Genomic DNA, 17,327 nt, shown 5'->3' with positions numbered 1-17,327 from the left:
AGATGCGCACGTCACTAGCCGTGACTTACAAAACGCATTCGCATTCTTCAAGATGCCGAACGATTAATATAGCCGCTACTTTATGCGATATAAATAACCACTAAGTATGAGGGCGCGATGCGCACACCGTCGCTGCGAGATCAATGGTGCGGCCTAATGAGGCTCCGTCAACAAGCAGACGATCAATGAACTCTCGCCTACCCTCAATGACACATACGTCATGGCCAGTGCAGAATGCTGGAGCCAATCGGGTCGGGGTGCCGCATCAGCCGTGGTGCCATGGGTCATTCGGGTTGACCGGCACCCAAGGCCCTCACCTTCAGGAAAACCCGGCTTATGGAATCGTTTGTTGCAAGCATCGATGTGGGAACGACGTCGCTAAAGGCAGCATTGCTATCGCGTCACGGCACCTTGCTCCACCCTCAGACGGCAGCGCTCAAGACATGGTCGAACATCGACGGAACCGTCGAACAACAACCCGAGCAGTGGTATAGCCTCCTGGCCGACATCACCAGAGAATGGTGGCGTCGTGGCGTCGACCCTGCATCGATCCAGATGATCGCAATGACTGGGCAGATGCAAAACCTGATCGCGGTAGGCCGCGATGGAACGCCTCTGGGGCACGCTCTGCTCTATTCCGATGTCCGCGCCTCGGCGCAAGCGGATAGCGTCAATCTCCGCTTCGGAAAGGAGGCGTTGCTGTCGGCGTTAGGGAATCCGGTTACAGCGGGTTCCTTGCTGCCTAAACTGATCTTCTTGCGGCTACGGTATCCCGATCTGTTCAAGGAAGCACATAAAGTGCTTTTTGGCGCCAAGGACTACCTGATACACGTGTTGTGCGGCGAATCCGTATGTGATCCGACCACGGCATCGACCACCGGCCTGCTATTGCTTCGCGATAGAGTCTGGGCTGATGAATTGCTTGAGGCTTATGGCTTTGCTCAAGACCTTATGCCCAGGCTCTGCGAGCCGGAAGAAACCGTCGGCGGCGTGTCCGATTCCGCGTCCGCCGTCACGGGATTCGTTGCTGGAACCCCCGTCATATGCGGCGTAGGGGATGCTGCGGCAACCGCATTGGGCGTCGGGCCGGCCGACATGGCTGAGCCCTATCTGTATGTGGGCACAACAGGTTGGCTCGCACAGCGGATCCGCGCGAGCGACCTCGGCTGTCCCGCTGCTAACACGGTGTTTACACTCTGTTCCTCGCAACCGGATGCCATGATCCGCATCGCCCCCGTGCTGAATGCCGGAAATGTCCTTGCATGGGCGCTCACACTGGTAGGCCACGTCACCGATGACGACCCAACGCATTTCTTCGAGGTTCTCGAAACGGAAGCGGCGAAGTGCGACGACGCGGGCGCGTTGACGTTCGTTCCTTATGTGTCGCCCGAGCGATGCCCTGTCGAGACCCTGACGCCGCATGGCGCATTCATCGGCATCTCAGCGCAAACAACCCGGGCGCAGATGCTCCGTGCCGTATTCGACGGCGTTGCCCAGTCGCTAAGATGGTGCGGCAGTCTACTCAACATAGAACCGGGCGGCGATATGATCGCGATCGGCGGAGGCACCAGAAGCAAAATACTGATGCAAACGATCGCGGATGCATGCGGCAAGACGCTTCATCTACGGCCACACTCCGACATGCTTGCCGCGGTGGGTGTGGCTTCGATTGCCGCGGAGCGGCTTGGATGGCGTGCCGGATTCGATGCGTACTACGATCGCCAACTCGAGAAGCCCGAAGGCAAGCTAGTCGTTTCGCCCAGCGCTGAGCGGTCGTTCGCGTTGCAGTCACAGCACGCGCAGTTTCGCCAGATCGCAAAAGTCATCACATCGCTATAGCGCCGCTCCTGGGAGAGCCAACTGACGCTACCTACATGCTATGCAAGCCCGATCGCATGCAGCAGCGCGCAATGCGGTCGATCAAAACGCAATAACAGGTATGCGCTTCAGATGACGGCAGAGATCGCGTCACAGGAGAACAAAGCCCGGAATAAAGCCCAAACATCGCGTGTTGTCGAATACGTATCCGCACCAGGCACGATTTCGCAATCGACATTCAACACCTGACAAGGGCTTTCAATGAATCGCCGTTCACTCCTTTGCCTCGGCGGCTGTGCCGCATTCGCACTGCCGGCTCTCACCGCAGCACTCACCCCACTGTCCGCCGCCGCGGCCACTGACATGCCGGTCTCGGACGCCGACCGCGCTTTCGTCGCGATGGTCTCGCAAGGTGGCATGTTCGAAGTCGAGGCCAGCAAGGTTGCAGCCGAAAAAGCCGCTCGCCAGGACATCACCGACATCGGCTTCACCGAGGTCCACGATCATCAGCTCGTCGGCGCGAAACTGCTGTCGATCGCTGCATCGGTCGGCATGCACGTCGACACGACACTCAACGCTGACTTCTCGAAGCGTCTGGACCGGCTGCGCGGTCTGTCGGGCAAAGCGTTCGATAACGCCTACCTCGAAGAGATGGTCACCATCCACGCCGCCGACGGTGCTGCATTCGCGAAAGAGGCGCAATCGGGCAGCCATCCGGCACTGCGCGCATTTGCGGCTGAAACGGTGCTGATCGTCAGGCGACATCAGGGCTCGTTGAACGCATTGCCGCTCGAAACCGTCTGAAACGCAGAACGTCGGTCGCCGACGCACCTGGCTGTACTGCCGACCTCAGCATCTGGATTGCAAGCGCGCTAGATAGCAAATTCAGACAATGCGTGACAGCAGTGACAAACATCTCGCCGGCTTGGAATTTATCGGGCGGCCGGCGAGATTTGCTTCGTATCTGCTACGCAGTCAACCCGCTTCGAGCACGACGCTGCGACTCAGCAAAACCGGCCGCGCCAGCAGAAATACCCCCGCAAGCATCGACATCCCCACCGCGACAGCGAGTACGAAACTCCAGTCGGCATTCGGCATGATCTGCGGCAAAAGACCCACCGCCAAGGCGGGCGGAAAGTGCAGCCGCAGCGTGCGCAACGTCACGATTCCAGCCAGCAGCGAAACAACGACCGACAGTGGACCCACGCCAAACGCCAGAATCGCGGCCACCCCCGCGCCGGCGGCGATCGTGCAAACAAGCGGTAAAACAAGAGGCCGCTTCGCCCACGGACGAACGTTCGCGTGAGCAAACATCTCGAACGCGATCACGACAAGCGGCGGAAACAGAATCAGCCGTAGCCCGGTGACGACGGCCAATCCGTACACCAGCAGAAGAAACCCGACGAAAACCAGCGGCCATATCTTGAGCCAGGGATCGCGTTCCACATCATCGGCTTGCGCCGCTGCGCGAGGCGCGGGTGCCTGACGAGCCTCGCCCGACACCACGACCCGCACATGGATCATCGACGCAACAGCCAGAACGGCCATCACCGCAGCGATCGACACCGGATACCACCAGCTCGCAATACCGAACACAAGGGGCAGAAACGCCGCGGAAATGGCCGGCACGATGGGCGAACGCATTACACCGACAATCAGTATTGCACCGGCAATCGTGAGCGCCGCCGACCACAGGCCATACGGCATCACCTGAGTCAGCGCAGTGCCCATGGCTGCGGTCACAGCGGGCGTGACGGTCAGCATGATGGGTGCGCGTGCCCACGCGCCCGCTGGACGCGTGAACACGTCATAGCTCAACGCGCCGAGCTCAGGGAAGAAGACGTAGAGCACACCCGTCACGACCGCGACCTTCGCGACGGCGACAAGAAAGACAATCGAAAGCAATCCACCGAGTATCAAGGCGCTGGCGAAGGTGCCGCGTGGGTCGCGGCGCAGGGACATGTTCATCGGTAGTAAACCCTGGTGGCTGAAGTCGCCCCGATGTTAGGGGCGACGGACTTGTGCGAACATTCCCCAGATCCGCAGACCATCCTTGAGAAAATGCACAGATGTTCGATTGGGAAAACATGCGTCACTTCCTCGCCGTCGCTCGTGTCGGGACGTTGTCGGGTGCCGCCCGCAGTCTCAAGGTGGATCACGCGACGGTCAGCCGGCGCCTGAGCGCACTGGAAAGCGACATCGGCACCCGCCTCGTCGAACGCCGGCCGAAAGCGTGCAAGCTCACGCCGATCGGCCAGCGCGTGTTCGACCTCGCACAGGGAATGGAAGAGGATGCGTATGCGATCGAACGATTCCTCGACGCAAGCCGTTCTCCGCTAAGCGGCAAGGTCACGCTGAGTGCACCGCCTATCCTCGTGACGGGTTTTCTGGTGAGACATCTCGCCGACTTTCGGCGTGCGAATCCCAACGTACAATTGTCCGTTTCCGGCGATATGCGGCCGGTTTCTCTCAGCCGCAGAGAGGCCGATATCGTCGTCAGGCTGGGTCGGCCCGAGGAACCCACCAGCGTCGCGCGCAAGTTGGGGCGCGTGTCGTTCGACCTGTACGCGAGCACCGACTATCCGCATCTGCACGATCCGTCCGCCTGGGAGTTCATCGCCTACAACGCCGGCGTTGCAGGCATACCGCAGCATCAATGGTTGATGGACGTCGCAGGGGAACGGCCGATCGCCTGCGAAATCAGCGATATCAATGGACACCTGGCCGCGGCTCGCGCCGGCGCGGGTGTAGCGGGCCTACCGGGTTTCCTCGCCGATACCGATGCGCAACTGCAGCGCGTCGTACATGACGGCGAACCTTTTTCACGAGACATCTGGATGGCGGTGCATCGCGATCTGCGGCGCTCGCCGCCGATACGGGCCGTGATGGATTTTCTGCTGAAGATCGTGGGCGAGAATCCTGCGTTTGCGAAACACGCTTGAGGTGCTCGCTATAGCAACTGCCTCGATGAACCGCGGCTCGCGTTAGCGGCTCCTTGCGACCAACACTACAAAAAACGCACCGCCCAGAAGCGCGGTAACGACGCCGACCGGCAATTCATCCGGTGCGACCAGCATGCGCGCGACGACGTCCGCCCAGACCAGCAGCACCGCGCCGAACAGCGCCGAAGCGGGCAGCAAGCGCCGATGGTCCGCGCCGACCAGACGCCGGCACACATGCGGCGCAACCAGCCCGACGAAGCCGATCGCACCACTCACCGCGACCATCACGGCGGTAAGCAGCGAACTCACCGCAAACACCTCGACGCGCGTGCGCGCGACATTGACGCCAAGCGTTGCCGCGGCGATATCGCCGCTCATCAACGCATTCAGTTCACGTCGCCGCCCGGTCAGCAACAGCAGCGCACCCGCCGCGCAAGCGGCCGGCACCGCGAGCACGTCCCAGCGTGCAAGACCGAGACCGCCGAGCATCCAGAACAGCACTGACGCCGCCGCACGTTGATCCCCGAGATAAAGCATCAGATTCGCGCAGGCCATCATCACGAACGATACCGCGATACCGGACAGCAACAGGCGTTGCGAATCGAGCCGCCCGCCGCGCGCACCCAGCGCGATCACGAGACACGTCGCGACAAGCGCACCGGCAAATGCCAGCAGCGGTAACGTAAAAGGCCCTAATGCGGCGCCTATCCACAGCGTCGCGGCAACCGCGCCAACACTTGCGCCTGAACTGACACCAAGCAGATGGGGGTCGGCGAGCCGATTGCCGGTTGCGGCCTGAAGCACGGTGCCGGTCACCGCCAATGCCGCGCCGACCAGCGCACCGAGCAATGCGCGCGGCAGACGGATCAGCCACACGATGTTCTCTTGTGAGTCGGCCACCGCCGCAGCGTTGCCGAACAGATGCATAAAGACCGTATGCGCAGTCACGGCGGGGCGGATGTAGACAGGCCCCAACCCGGTTGCGATCACAATCGATGCAAGCAGCAACACACCAAGGCTGACGATCGGAACACACGAGCTGCGATACCCGATTGCGACTGACGTGGATTGCATCATCTTCATCATCGGCCTTGAGCCCGTACATTTTCATTCGGCGCGAATGCGGCCGGATGCAACCCGCGCGCGATGGTCCCGATCGCATCCGCGTTGCGCACACCGGGCGTCGCCGCATCGTAGGGCACCACGATAAAGCGGCGTAAGCGCACCGCTTCCACGTTGGCCAGTGCTGGATTGCCGAGCAGAAAGCGGATTTTCTGTTCCGCCGTCACCGCACCATAATCGACGATGACGATCGCTTGCGGATTGCGTGCAATGACGCTTTCCCAGCTGACTTGCGTCCAGCTTTGCTGGACGTCGTCCATCACGTTCGTGCCGCCCGCCGCGCGAATCAGTGCGGTGGGCATGGCAAGCGCGCCAGCGGTAAAAGGTCTGTCTTCGCCGCTGTCGTAGACGAACACGCGTGTGCGCTCGACATTCGGCCCGAGCGCGCGTGAGACTGTGTCGATGCGCGTCTGCATTGCCGAGACCAGGGCTTGCGCGCGTGCGTCGACATCGAAGATCGCACCCAGATTGCGCAAATCGTTGTAGACGTCGTCTAGCGAAGCAGCCGGCCGCGGCATTACATGCGCGCACGACTCGGTCAGCTCGTAAGCGGCAATGCCGAAGCTCGCGAGGCTTGCCGGCGTGATCGGGCCACCAACCCGCATGCCGTAGTTCCAACCCGCGACATACAGATCGGTACCGGACGCGACCAGCGTTTCCAGCGACGGATAGCGCAGTGCCAGTTCCGGCAATCCAGCCAGTTCCTTATGCAGCGATGGCTGTGCGGTTTTCCAGCCATCGATGCCCGTATAGCCCGCCATACGGGAACGCAGCCCCAGGCGCAGCATCATTTCAGTGAGGTTCACGTCGTTGCTGACCGCGCGCGACGGAGCCTGCGAAAACGTCACTTCGCGATTGCAACTGCGTACCGTCACGGGATAGTGGCCCGCATGAGCCGCACCGGCGCACCCCGTGAATGCGACAGCGATCAGGATACGGGCGAATCGAGCAATCATTTCAAGCCTTGTGCTTCCCCGGCAATCAACGTGATGCGGGGACGCCCCGTCACCGGATGGCCGTCGACCAGCGCCTTGACGCCATAGACGGTACTCAGCATGTCCTCGGTCAGCACATCACCGGGTGTGCCAAAAGCGACAATCTCGCCCTGCGCAATCACATAGATCCGGTCGCAAAATGCAGCCGCCAGATTCAGATCGTGAATGGTCGCGATTGTCGTGATCCGCTGGCGCTTGACCAGCGTGAGCAATTCGATCTGATGACGCGGATCGAGATGATTGGTGGGCTCGTCGAGCATCAGCACGCGCGGCTGTTGCGCGAGCGCGCGCGCCAGCAACACACGCTGCCTTTCGCCGCCGGACAGCGACGCGAACGGTCTATTCCGCAAGCCGGCCAGTTCCACATCGCGCAGCGCGCGATCGACGTGCGCCGCATCATCGGCTGTATCGCCTTCGAGCAGGCCTTTGTGCGGCGTACGTCCCATCGCCACGACCTGCGCGACGCTCAGGCCGAAATCTTCCGGCGCATCCTGCAGCAAGACGGCGATCCGTCGTGCAGCCCAGCGGGCCGAATGCGTCCATACATCTTCACCATCGAACGACACGGTGCCGCGTTGCGGCCTGGCGTAGCGAAACGCACAACGCAGCAGGCTCGTCTTGCCACTACCGTTCGGGCCGATCAAGCCAACGAATTCGCCCGGCCGTACCTGCAGCACGATGCGCCGCAGCAGGCCCTCGTCAGGGTCGCCGCCACGCTGCTTCGCATCGGGCGGCGACCAGCTCAAACGCTCGATCTGCAAAGATGTCATCAGCCCTCCCCGCGTCGTAGCGTTCAGAAATTGACCGTCGCCGTCACCCATCCCGAACGCGGCGCGCCGAGCAACCATTCGCCGCCGTCGTTCTGCGTCGTGACCACATAGACGCGATTGGTCAGGTTGCGCAGATACAGCGCGATATTCAGGTGGCGCGTCGCTTGCCACGACGCGGATGCATCGACCAGCGTATAGGACGGAATGGGTACCGTATTCGCGTTGTCGCCGAAGCGCCGCCCGACGTATTGCACACCGACGCCTGCTTTCCAGCCGGGTGCAAAGGCCCAGTCGAGCCATACATTAGCGGTCTGCTCCGGAATGTTGAACGGCACATTGCCCGCACGCGACACGCTTTGCCCATTGTCGCTTTCGTTGAAGTCGTCATAACGCGCGCGCAGCAGCGCGGCGTTCGCTTCGACCGACCATCCGCCGCCGAGTTGCAGCGCCCCGGACCACTCGACGCCGCGCGACGACTGTTTGCCGATCTGCTCGCCAAGATCGGGATTCAGCGGGTCGGTGGTGACCAGGTCGCGCTTGACGATCTGATAGAACGCGAGCGTCCACGACGCGCGGCCACCCAGCAATTGCTGTTTGATGCCGGCTTCCCATTGCGTGCCGGTCGACAGCGTAAATGCGCTGCTCGATTGGGACAGCGTGATCAGCGAACCGACGCCGTCGGTACCCGTCGTGTACTGCGCATAGACGGACGTATCGGGCGTAAGCGAAAACACAAGGCCAGTACGCCAGCCGGTATGCGCGAAGGTCTTGTCGAACGACGATGCCGCGCTGTTCGCGGTAGCGAACGTATCGCGATGGAAATCGATGTGGTCGTAGCGCAAGCCGCTTACCCACGCGAGCCGCCCGGTCAGCTCAAGCCGGTCTTCGGCGAATACCGACGCCTGATGGGTGGTGGTGCGAAACGCCGGTACCGTCGCGTCAGGGCTCATGAACACGCCCGGATCGAAGTTGAACGCCGGGACAGTCGACGATCCGTCGAACGGTGAATTGCTGGTATCGAGGAACGAGATTTCGTTGAAGTCCGCGCCCACTACGAGGCGGCTTTTGTGGCCCCACAGATTACCTTCGACAGTCGTGTCAAGCGTATCGCCGATCTGCTTCTCGTGATGCAGGATCTCGATGTAGTCGCTGCGCAGCACGTTGCCGTCGGGCAGCAGCGAGTAACTTTCGCTGTCGTGCCAATGACGGTTGGTCAGCAAATAGTAAAGCTGGTTGCGCACCGTGATGCCGGGCGTTGCGCGCCACGTGGTGTTCAGTCGCGTCCACTGGTCGTAGTACGAGATATCCGAATCGCCGACGTTATAGTTCTGGAAGCGAAGCGCGGGGTTCAACTGCCCGTCCTCGACCGGCACGCCGAAATAGCGCGCGGGTTTTTGCCGCCCGTAGTCATAGTCGAGCGTGAACGACAGCGTCGGATTGACGTCGAGGCGCAGCGCACCGCCAAGCGCCGTCGTGTGTGTGTCGCCGCGCGGCAGCCAGCCGTTCGAACGGTCGTCGCTCACGTAGAAGCGATAGGAAAGCATCGGCCCCAGCGCGCCCGTCGTGTCGAGCGCCACGCGTTTCTCGCCATAAGAGCCGGCGCCAAGCTGGATGGTCGTCGCATAGTCGCGTTGCGGCGCTTTCGGCACGACGTTGATCACACCGCCAATCCCGCCCTCCCCATACAACACCGAAGCCGGGCCGCGCAGCACTTCGATACGATCCACCGACCAGGTGTCGAAAGGGAACGTCACCGTGCCCGCGCCCGGAAACATCCGCACGCCGTCGTACAAGGTCGTGACCGATTCAGGTCCGCTAAAACCGCGCACCGAAACGGAGGTGCCGCCGTTGCCCGGTGCAGCGTCGGTAGCAAAGCCCGTCGCGCGGGTCACGGCTTGCGTCACGCTGCGGTCGCCCCGCTCTTCGATCTGGCCGCTGGTGATCGTTTCGACGCTAGCCGGCGTATCGAGACTCGACAGACCGAGCCGGCTGCCGGTGCTTACAGGTGCAGTCAGATCGGGCGCGTTCGCCGTATTGCGCGTGGTGGCCTGAATGTGCACGGCAGGCAGTGTGGCATCGGGCGACGTCGCAGCGGAACCGCCGCTCTGCGAATCAGGCGCTGACGGTGCGTCCGCCAATGCCGGTAAAGCGTGAAGCAACCATGCACAGGCAAACGCACTGCCGCATAGATGATTCCGTCGTGCCGCGCGTCTCGCGAGTGAACGCGTCGTTAAGGTTTTCATTCCCCGTTACATCCTGTCGTCTTGTGTCTCGCGCGAAAGCGCGTGTCATCGGCGCCGGACGTGCGAAGCCACCTGCGTCGATTCGACTGGCAGGAACATGCACGTTTTCGGTTACCGCTCGAGAGGCGTCACATCGATAACGCCGTACGTTCTGCGCTAGGCAGTCGGTCGAGATGCGGCGTAACGGGGAGAATGGATCGCACACTCGCGAGGCAACGCAGGCATGTGCGACGGGTTGGCGGATCGAGCCATGTCGAGATCTCCAGGGGTTTCGCGCCCCAAAAGCAGCATCAGAAGAAACAAGCTGGGAACCAGCAGGAAACAAAGGCCCAGGTCTGACTTCCGGTATCGACGTCGCAACGACGAGACCGGTCACAGTGGCGCGACCGCGCTGGATTTTCACCAGCTTCCGGGCTTTGTGCCTGCGATTGTACATGCGCGCCAACAATCGGCTATGGCGACGCACCTGAGTCCATCGAAATGACTCGGTGAGGCGTGTTGATGCGCTTAGCCGGCTCGACCCGGCGCGCCTTCCTGAAGCATCGGCCGCGCACGCGCAAATTCATCGAGCGCCGCGCAATTTTTCACGATCCGTTCGATGGTTGGAATCCCTTCGATCCTGATATCGAAGGCCTGCGTAATCGTCCAGATGCTGACAAGGCATATGTCCGCGATGGTCGGCGTATCGCCATGGCAAAACTTGCCCGTTTCGGGTTCCGTCGCAAGACGCGTCTCGAGTCCCTTCAGATTGAACGTCAACCAGTGAACCTGCCAGGCTCGCCACGCCGCTTCATCGAAGCCGCCCGACGTCGTCAGATACTGCCTGGTGCGAGCCGTCAACAGCGGGTTGGTATCGGTGGCCAACACGGCGGCGATCGATCGAACGCGCGCCCGTTCATAAGAATCAGCCGGAAGCAGCGGCGGCTGAGGGACCTTCTCTTCGAGAAACTCCAAAATCGCAAGCGATTGCGTAAGCGGCGCATGCCCTTCCTCGATTAACGCCGGAATGGCTCCAAGCGGATTGATCGCGAGGAATGCTGCACTTCTGTGCTCGCCCTTCTCCAGATTGACGAAGCGCTCCCGCGCGGCCAATCCCTTGAAATTCAGTGCGACGCGCACGCGATGCGTCGATGCGGTACGCCAGAACGCATAGAGTTCGAAATCCGTATTTTTCGACATGAGGTCATCTCGTTACTAAAGACAGGAGGCTCGAGACAATAGCGTATTGCCGGCTTTCATGCGTTTGAACTGTGCAAGGTAGTGCTATGCAAATTTTTAGGCGGCCATCATATTTGCCGATATCAGGCTGCACGCGTCCGTTCAGCAAAAACCGGACAACGTTGTTTGCCGCTTTACTATTGGTGCAGCCTATAAAAACGATAACAAACCGGTCTTGGACGCTATGGTTCGGCTGTTGCATTCTTCGTTCAACGGTTCTCCGAACGAAACGCAAAAGGAGCGGGTCATGCAAGACATCATCGAAGGCTTTATCAAGTTTCGCCGCGAGGTGCTGCCGCAACACAGCGAGCTGTTCCAGCAGCTCGCCACCAGCCAGCACCCAGGCACGTTGTTCATCTCGTGTTCCGATAGCCGGCTGGTTCCGGAACTCGTCACGCAGCGCGAGCCGGGCGACATGTTTGTGATTCGCAACGCGGGCAACATCGTGCCGCCGTATGGACCGGAACCGGGCGGCGTGAGCGCCACCGTCGAATATGCAGTCGCGGCGCTGGGCGTGACCGACGTGGTGATCTGCGGCCACTCCAATTGCGGCGCGATGACCGCCATCGCCACCTGCGCATGCATGGACCACATGCCGGCCGTGCGCAACTGGCTGCGTTACGCGGATTCCGCAAAGGTCGTCAACGAAGCCCGTCATTACAAGGACGATCGCGAACGCGTCGACTCGCTGGTTCACGAGAACGTGATCGCCCAGCTCGCCAACCTCAGAACTCACCCTTCCGTACGGCTCGCGCTTGCCCAGGGGCATCTCGCGCTGCACGGCTGGGTCTACGACATCGAAAGCGGCTCGATCGACGCACTCGATGGCACGACCAACCGCTTCGTCTCTCTCGCGGACAACCCGCATGTTTGTGCAGTACCCGCCCGGATCAGCCTCGAAAGCTGATACCAGCCCTTTCCCAGCCAAGGAGTTTCATCATGACGCAATCCCTGCATAGCCCGCTGTCCCGCCAAACGCTGACCGACACGATCATGGACGCAAAGCTTCGCAAGAACCTGAGCTTTGAACAGATCAACGAAGGCACCGGCCTGAGCATTGCCTTCGTAACGGCCGCGTTGCTCGGTCAGCATCCGTTGCCGCATGATGCAGCGAAAGTGGTGGTCGACAGGCTGGAGCTGGGCGAAGACGCGCTACGCCTGCTGCAGGCCATTCCGGTACGCGGCAGCATTCCCGGCGGCGTGCCGACCGATCCGACCATGTACCGCTTCTACGAAATGGTGCAGGTCTATGCGTCCACGCTCAAGGCGCTGGTTCACGAGAAACTCGGCGATGGCATTCTTAGCGCCATCAACTTCAAGCTGGACTTCGACGTTGTCGACGATCCCGAGGGCGGCAAGCGCGCGATCATCACGCTCAACAGCAAGTACCTGCCGACCAGGCCGTATTGAGCTGACTGGGGAGTCCTGTTCCTGTGCGAACAGCTCCCCTCTTTAGCCATCTCGACAGGCCCGGTATTGCCGCTCGTTAGCGACGCGTTTGCGCTGTTGCATGCGATCGCATCGTTGCTACCGGCCAATCACGAAGCCACTGCGGATGACGTACGCCCGAACAGCACACGGTCGGCCAGCCACACTGCCACGATCGTTGCGCCCATCAGCGGGAAGACGAGGCCGAGTATCACGAGCCCGAGCTTCCAGCCGCGCATTGGCACAACTGCCAGTTCGCGTGCCGGGGCGCCAAGCGTGCGTGCCGGCCGGCGCTTCCACCACATCACACAGCCCGTCGCAGCGAGCGTCGCAAGCCCAGTGGACAAGATCGCGCAAACGATCTGGTTCGCGAGCCCGAAGTAGCGGCCCATATGCAGCGACGTACCGTACGACACTGCCTTTGCCACTGCCCCGTAATCGCCGTAACGGATGTCTTTCAGGACTGCACCGCTGTACTGGTCGATATAGATCGTGCGTTCGAGTTTCGGATCGGCTGGAAAATACGACACCGCGTAGACAGCGCTAGCTGATGCCGGCAAGGCAATGTCGTAGTCGTCGGCGATACCGAGGGCGCGCATCTGCGCGACGACCTGGCCGAGCGACCATGATGACGTCCCCACGTCCGGCGACTGCGGCACCGGCACAGCGCCGACGGCCCATGGCACTTGCGGCAGCGGCATGTCGTCCATCGTCATGCCCGGCATATCGTCCATGCCGTCGCTATGCGACGGGTGCGACGTGTGAGCCGCTTGCGCGGTGCCAGGCTTGACGTGTTCACCCGGCATCCGCGATTGCAGCGCAAGGCTGCCCCACGATCCCGGCGGCGAGCCAAGTCCGGCGCTGGTGGCAAGTGCCTTGAACTGCTTGCCCCACGAGCCGGTCCACGGCAGGCCGGTCACGACGAACGCCAGTGCGCCCACCGCCAGCCAGATGCCAAGCGCCGCATGCACGCTTTTCCATAGCGGCCGGCCACGCAGCGAAAGGCGCGGCAGCAATGCAGCGCGCAGCTTCGTGCCGGCTCGCGGCCACCATAGCGCGATGCCGGTGCCGATCATCACGAGCGTCCAGCACCCGACCAGTTCCATCAGCAGTTCGCCCGGTTTGCCGAGCAGCAGCTTGCGGTGGATCATCCGGTCGACCTGCATCAAGCGTTGCTCGACGCTGAGCGTGCCGAGCACGGTGCCGTCATACGGATTCAGGTAAATGCTCTGCTTGTCACCATTAGGCAGGCGGAAGATAAATTCGGTGCTGCGGTCCGATCGTGAAGAGATGCGGGCCGTCGTCGCGATCGCGCCGACTGGCAGCGCGCCGCGTGCTTTCGCCAACAGCGCATCTTCGGAAAGACGCGGCACGTTGCGCGGTTCTACAACCAGCCGATGCGGATACAGCAGCGGCTCGATCTGCGGCTGAAAGCAGTACAGCGTGCCGGTCACTGCCAGCACGACGAGAAACGGCATCACAAACAGGCCGGCATAAAAGTGCCAGCGCCAGAGCGTCCGGTAGCCGCGCACGGCAGTCGCGGCATTCGCCGCTGTCGTGTGCGAATGGGTGGTGACAGTGGACATGACGTGACCTCCTTACAGGTGCAGCCGGCCTTCAAAATGGAAGGTTCGCCCGCATACGGGTAAAGGACGAGGTAGCGCTCGTCGACGAAGTTGTCGACCGTGACGCTACGTCGCATTCCTGTGCGCATTGATAAACGCCGGCGCGCGCCTTCAAAAGGGCGCACGCGATGGGCGGCGTACGGCGGTGGTCAGGAAAGGGCTGGAGGGGCTCTGGGGCGGCCGGTTGGAAACGCGCCGACAGGCGTAAAGCGCGTGGACAGCACGGTGACTGCAGCCACGATGGGCAGTAGCAGAACCGGTGCGATGGAAGGCGGAATAGGCGGCGGCGCCGCATGCGCTGCAAGCAGATCGCAATAACCGCACGCCGAAAGCAGATCGCCCACCGTGTGATGATCGGCACCACCGGTCTGCGAAACGGTGCAAAGTGCGGCGACCGGCTCACCGGCGCGGACCGAAACCATCCATTGGCTTACCGCCGGCGCGAACACGATCAGGCACATGGCAAAAATGCCAAGCCATGCGATCACGGAGCGACGGGCGTAGAAGTTCATAAGCCGGGACGGAGTCAGGCTGAGAAGTCTAGCATCCGTTTGCTGCCTGCGGGCGCGGATCGCGCAGCGTTTTGCCGCGTCACGGCTGCGGCAGCTCCAGCCGCGCGAGTTCGGCGAAGTAATGCGCACCAGCGGCGAGAATCTCGTCGTTGAAATCGTAGCTCGCGTTGTGCAACGGAATACCTCCGCGCTCCGGCGCATCGCCATTGCCGATGAACATGAAGTTGCCGGGCACCACCTCGAGAAACGCGCCGAAGTCTTCGGAGATCATCATCGGCTGCACGTTCGGGTCGACCTGCGACGTGCCGGCGATCCGCGTTGCCGCCTCGACCGCGAGCCCCACGCATTGCGCCGCATTCACCGTGGGCACGAACTCATGCGTGTACTCGAACTCGCAGGCCGCGCCGTGGCTGCGGCAGATCCCTTCGCTGAGCTCGCGCATGCGGGTCTCGAGCAGCGTTTGCACGTCGCGCGCGTAGCTGCGCGTATCGCCCTTGATCGTCACGTGCGACGGAATCACGTTGCGAATGCCGTCGGTGATGAACTCGGTGCACGATATGACGGCCTGCAGCGCGGGATCGAGATTGCGCGACACAATGGTCTGCAATGCCGATACGATCTGTGCGCCGATCACGATCGGATCGATTCCCATATGCGGCCGCGCCGCATGCGTGCCGCGCGCGGTGATATGGATCACGAAGTTGTCCTCGCTTGCCATGATCCCGCCGCTACGGGTGGCAAAACTGCCCGCCGCCATGCCCGGCATATTGTGCATGCCGTAAATCGCATCGACCGGGAAACGCTCGAATAGCCCGTCGTGCATCATCGCCTTCGCGCCGCGGCCGTGCTCCTCGGCGGGTTGAAAGATCAAGCGCACCGTGCCGTCGAAATCGCGCCGGGCCGCAAGCAGACGCGCCGCGCCCAGCAGCATCGACATGTGTCCGTCGTGTCCGCACGCGTGCATCTTGCCGCTTGCGAGCGACGCGTACAGGCGCCCGGGCGCCTGCTCCGCGATATTCAATGCGTCCATGTCCGCGCGCAAGCCGATCGAGCGGCGCCCGGCCCCGACCGTCAGATTCGCCACCACACCCGTGCCGCCGATGCCTCGATGCACGTCGAAGCCTAGCTCTTCGAGAATATGCGCGACATACGCGGAAGTCGCGACCTCTTCGAATCCGGTTTCAGGATGCTGATGCAGATGCCGGCGCCAATGTTTCAACTGTTGCTGCAGCGTGCTTTCCATCGTGACGATGCTCCATTGCAGATCTTTGTTTTGCGGCGCGCCCCAGTCACTGGGTGACGCGCGCGCCCCATTGCTGCTGACGGGCCAGCACCGATTCCGCGGTTTCGCCCACACATTGCGCGTAGACCGTCGGCGCGGTTGCACCTTCGGTATTGATCACCAGCACGCGCGACGCCGTGTCTAGCGCAACTGCAGCGGCATCGGCGCGATCGCGCATCAGCACGGCGAGCCCCGCGTATCCCGCCGCGCCCGATTCGCCGGCTACGATCGGCACGTCCGCACTGCCTGCGGCGGCGAGTTCGCGCATCGCGGCAATGGCCTGCGCATCGTCGATCGTCATGAAGTGATCGATGCAATGCTCGAGCACGGTCCACGCGAGCGGCGATGCTTCGCCACATGCGAGCCCGGCCATCACCGAATCGACCGAGCCGGTGGCGCGCGCGGGCCGTCCTTCGCAGGCACTGCGCAGCAGACAATCGGCCTGCGTGGGCTCGACCACGATGAAGCGCGGCCGCCTGTCGCCATATGTTTCCCACAGATAGCTCGCGATGCCCGCAGCGAGACCGCCCACTCCACCCTGCAGAAATACATGCGTGAACGCGCACTCTCGCTCGCGTTGCGGGCTCTGTTCGACCAGTTCCGCGGCGATCGTCCCGTAGCCTTGCATCACGTCGCGCGGCACGGCCTCGTAACCCTCATAGGACGTATCCGATACGACGTGCCAGCCGTTTTGTCTTGCAAGCCGCTCCGCGTGCGCCACCGATTCGTCGTAGTTGCCTGCGATCCGGATGATCTGCGCGCCATAAGCGGCGATCGCGTGCTCGCGTTCAGTGCTGACCCGCGCATGCAAGACGATCACGCACTGGCATCCCGCCGTTTGCGCGGCCGCGGCCAGCGCACGTCCGTGATTGCCGTCGGTGGCGCTGATCACCGTCAGATGGGTCAGCAGCGTCTGGTGGCCGCCCTGGATCACGGCGCTCGCATCAAGCCCATGAGCCGGCCATAGCCGCTGGATAAGCCGCATCAATGCATTCGGCGCGCCCAGCGCCTTGAAACTCGCGAGCGGCGAACGCACGGACTCGTCCTTCACGTGCAACTGCGCGATCCCTGAGCGGGCGGCCGCCGCCGGCAACTCGCGCAGCGGCGTGGCACCCGCGGCAAGATAAGGCCACTGCGACAGCGCGACACGGCTGCGCTGCGCATCGGCCACGTTGAGGATGGCCTTCAGTTCATCGGGGTAGCGGGCAAAACGCGCCAGCGGATTGGCAAACAGCATGAGATCGATGCTCCGGAAAAGTCAGCCCGCCCGATGTGCGCCGCGCGCTCGGCGCGCTTGACGCTTGCGGGATAAGCGAAATAATATTTCGACACCAGCGCAACCCGATCGCGCACTTTGCGGCCGTTTCGCAAA

General features: G+C 62.2%; 15 protein-coding genes and 1 riboswitch. Of the genes, 5 read left to right on the top strand and 10 right to left on the bottom strand.

The window, feature by feature from the left end:
- Positions 1-336 precede the first annotated feature (336 nt).
- Both ACYVNQ_RS30260 and ACYVNQ_RS30255 read left to right on the top strand, forming a co-directional pair.
- The gene (locus ACYVNQ_RS30260) at positions 337-1,839 is read left to right on the top strand and encodes a xylulokinase (protein ID WP_460907918.1); all 1,503 of its coding nucleotides are present in this window, start codon (positions 337-339) and stop codon (positions 1,837-1,839) included.
- 240 nt (positions 1,840-2,079) lie between these two features.
- Positions 2,080-2,622, top strand: coding sequence for a DUF4142 domain-containing protein (locus tag ACYVNQ_RS30255; RefSeq protein WP_460907916.1), 543 nt, complete (start codon positions 2,080-2,082; stop codon positions 2,620-2,622).
- Between the two features lie 171 nt (positions 2,623-2,793).
- Here the strand turns inward: ACYVNQ_RS30255 and ACYVNQ_RS30250 are convergent, their stop codons facing one another.
- Positions 2,794-3,786 carry an HPP family protein gene (locus ACYVNQ_RS30250; RefSeq protein WP_460907914.1) on the bottom strand — a complete coding sequence of 331 codons (993 nt, stop codon included), beginning with the start codon at positions 3,784-3,786 and terminating at the stop codon, positions 2,794-2,796.
- 101 nt (positions 3,787-3,887) lie between these two features.
- On the opposite strand from ACYVNQ_RS30250, the gene ACYVNQ_RS30245 reads away from it, so the two are divergent.
- Entirely contained in the window at positions 3,888-4,760 is an 873-nt protein-coding gene (locus ACYVNQ_RS30245) for a LysR family transcriptional regulator (protein ID WP_460907912.1), read from the top strand.
- A 42-nt stretch (positions 4,761-4,802) separates the two neighbouring features.
- On the opposite strand, the gene ACYVNQ_RS30240 is transcribed toward ACYVNQ_RS30245, so the two are convergent.
- The 5 genes from ACYVNQ_RS30240 to maiA all read right to left on the bottom strand — a co-directional run bounded on the left by ACYVNQ_RS30240 (position 4,803) and on the right by maiA (position 11,069).
- A complete protein-coding gene (locus ACYVNQ_RS30240; protein WP_460907910.1) occupies positions 4,803-5,837 on the bottom strand; it encodes a FecCD family ABC transporter permease in 1,035 nt (344 codons plus the stop codon).
- Positions 5,838-5,842: 5 nt separating this feature from the next.
- On the bottom strand, positions 5,843-6,838 hold the full coding sequence (locus ACYVNQ_RS30235) for an ABC transporter substrate-binding protein (protein WP_460907908.1): 996 nt from the start codon (positions 6,836-6,838) through the stop codon (positions 5,843-5,845).
- On the bottom strand, positions 6,835-7,647 hold the full coding sequence (locus ACYVNQ_RS30230) for an ABC transporter ATP-binding protein (protein WP_460907906.1): 813 nt from the start codon (positions 7,645-7,647) through the stop codon (positions 6,835-6,837). Before ACYVNQ_RS30230 ends, ACYVNQ_RS30235 begins: the two co-directional genes overlap by 4 nt.
- Positions 7,648-7,670: 23 nt before the next feature.
- Positions 7,671-9,890, bottom strand: a complete 2,220-nt coding sequence (locus ACYVNQ_RS30225; protein WP_460907904.1) for a TonB-dependent receptor — start codon at positions 9,888-9,890, stop codon at positions 7,671-7,673.
- A 309-nt stretch (positions 9,891-10,199) separates the two neighbouring features.
- Positions 10,200-10,351, bottom strand: a riboswitch (cobalamin riboswitch).
- A 46-nt stretch (positions 10,352-10,397) separates the two neighbouring features.
- Positions 10,398-11,069, bottom strand: coding sequence for a maleylacetoacetate isomerase (gene maiA / locus ACYVNQ_RS30220; RefSeq protein ID WP_460907902.1), 672 nt, complete (start codon positions 11,067-11,069; stop codon positions 10,398-10,400).
- A gap of 286 nt (positions 11,070-11,355) precedes the next feature.
- On the opposite strand from maiA, the gene ACYVNQ_RS30215 reads away from it, so the two are divergent.
- Both ACYVNQ_RS30215 and cynS read left to right on the top strand, forming a co-directional pair.
- A complete protein-coding gene (locus ACYVNQ_RS30215) occupies positions 11,356-12,015 on the top strand; it encodes a carbonic anhydrase (protein WP_460907900.1) in 660 nt (219 codons plus the stop codon).
- Between the two features lie 32 nt (positions 12,016-12,047).
- A complete protein-coding gene (cynS, locus tag ACYVNQ_RS30210) occupies positions 12,048-12,518 on the top strand; it encodes a cyanase (RefSeq protein ID WP_460907898.1) in 471 nt (156 codons plus the stop codon).
- A 128-nt stretch (positions 12,519-12,646) separates the two neighbouring features.
- Here cynS and ACYVNQ_RS30205 read toward each other — a convergent pair whose 3' ends face one another.
- From ACYVNQ_RS30205 to ACYVNQ_RS30190, 4 genes are all read right to left on the bottom strand, one after another.
- Complete coding sequence (locus tag ACYVNQ_RS30205) at positions 12,647-14,122, bottom strand: PepSY-associated TM helix domain-containing protein (RefSeq protein WP_460907896.1); 1,476 nt, start codon at positions 14,120-14,122, stop codon at positions 12,647-12,649.
- A gap of 188 nt (positions 14,123-14,310) precedes the next feature.
- A complete protein-coding gene (locus tag ACYVNQ_RS30200) occupies positions 14,311-14,673 on the bottom strand; it encodes a DUF2946 domain-containing protein (RefSeq protein ID WP_460907894.1) in 363 nt (120 codons plus the stop codon).
- 79 nt (positions 14,674-14,752) lie between these two features.
- Positions 14,753-15,916 carry a M20 aminoacylase family protein gene (locus ACYVNQ_RS30195; RefSeq protein WP_460907892.1) on the bottom strand — a complete coding sequence of 388 codons (1,164 nt, stop codon included), beginning with the start codon at positions 15,914-15,916 and terminating at the stop codon, positions 14,753-14,755.
- A gap of 46 nt (positions 15,917-15,962) precedes the next feature.
- Positions 15,963-17,192 (bottom strand): diaminopropionate ammonia-lyase, encoded by a 1,230-nt coding sequence (locus tag ACYVNQ_RS30190; protein WP_460907890.1) that lies wholly within the window; start codon positions 17,190-17,192, stop codon positions 15,963-15,965.
- Between the last annotated feature and the right edge of the window lie 135 nt (positions 17,193-17,327).

The organism is Paraburkholderia jirisanensis, from assembly GCF_054782355.1.
This window is presented reverse-complemented; position numbering and strand designations above follow the sequence as displayed.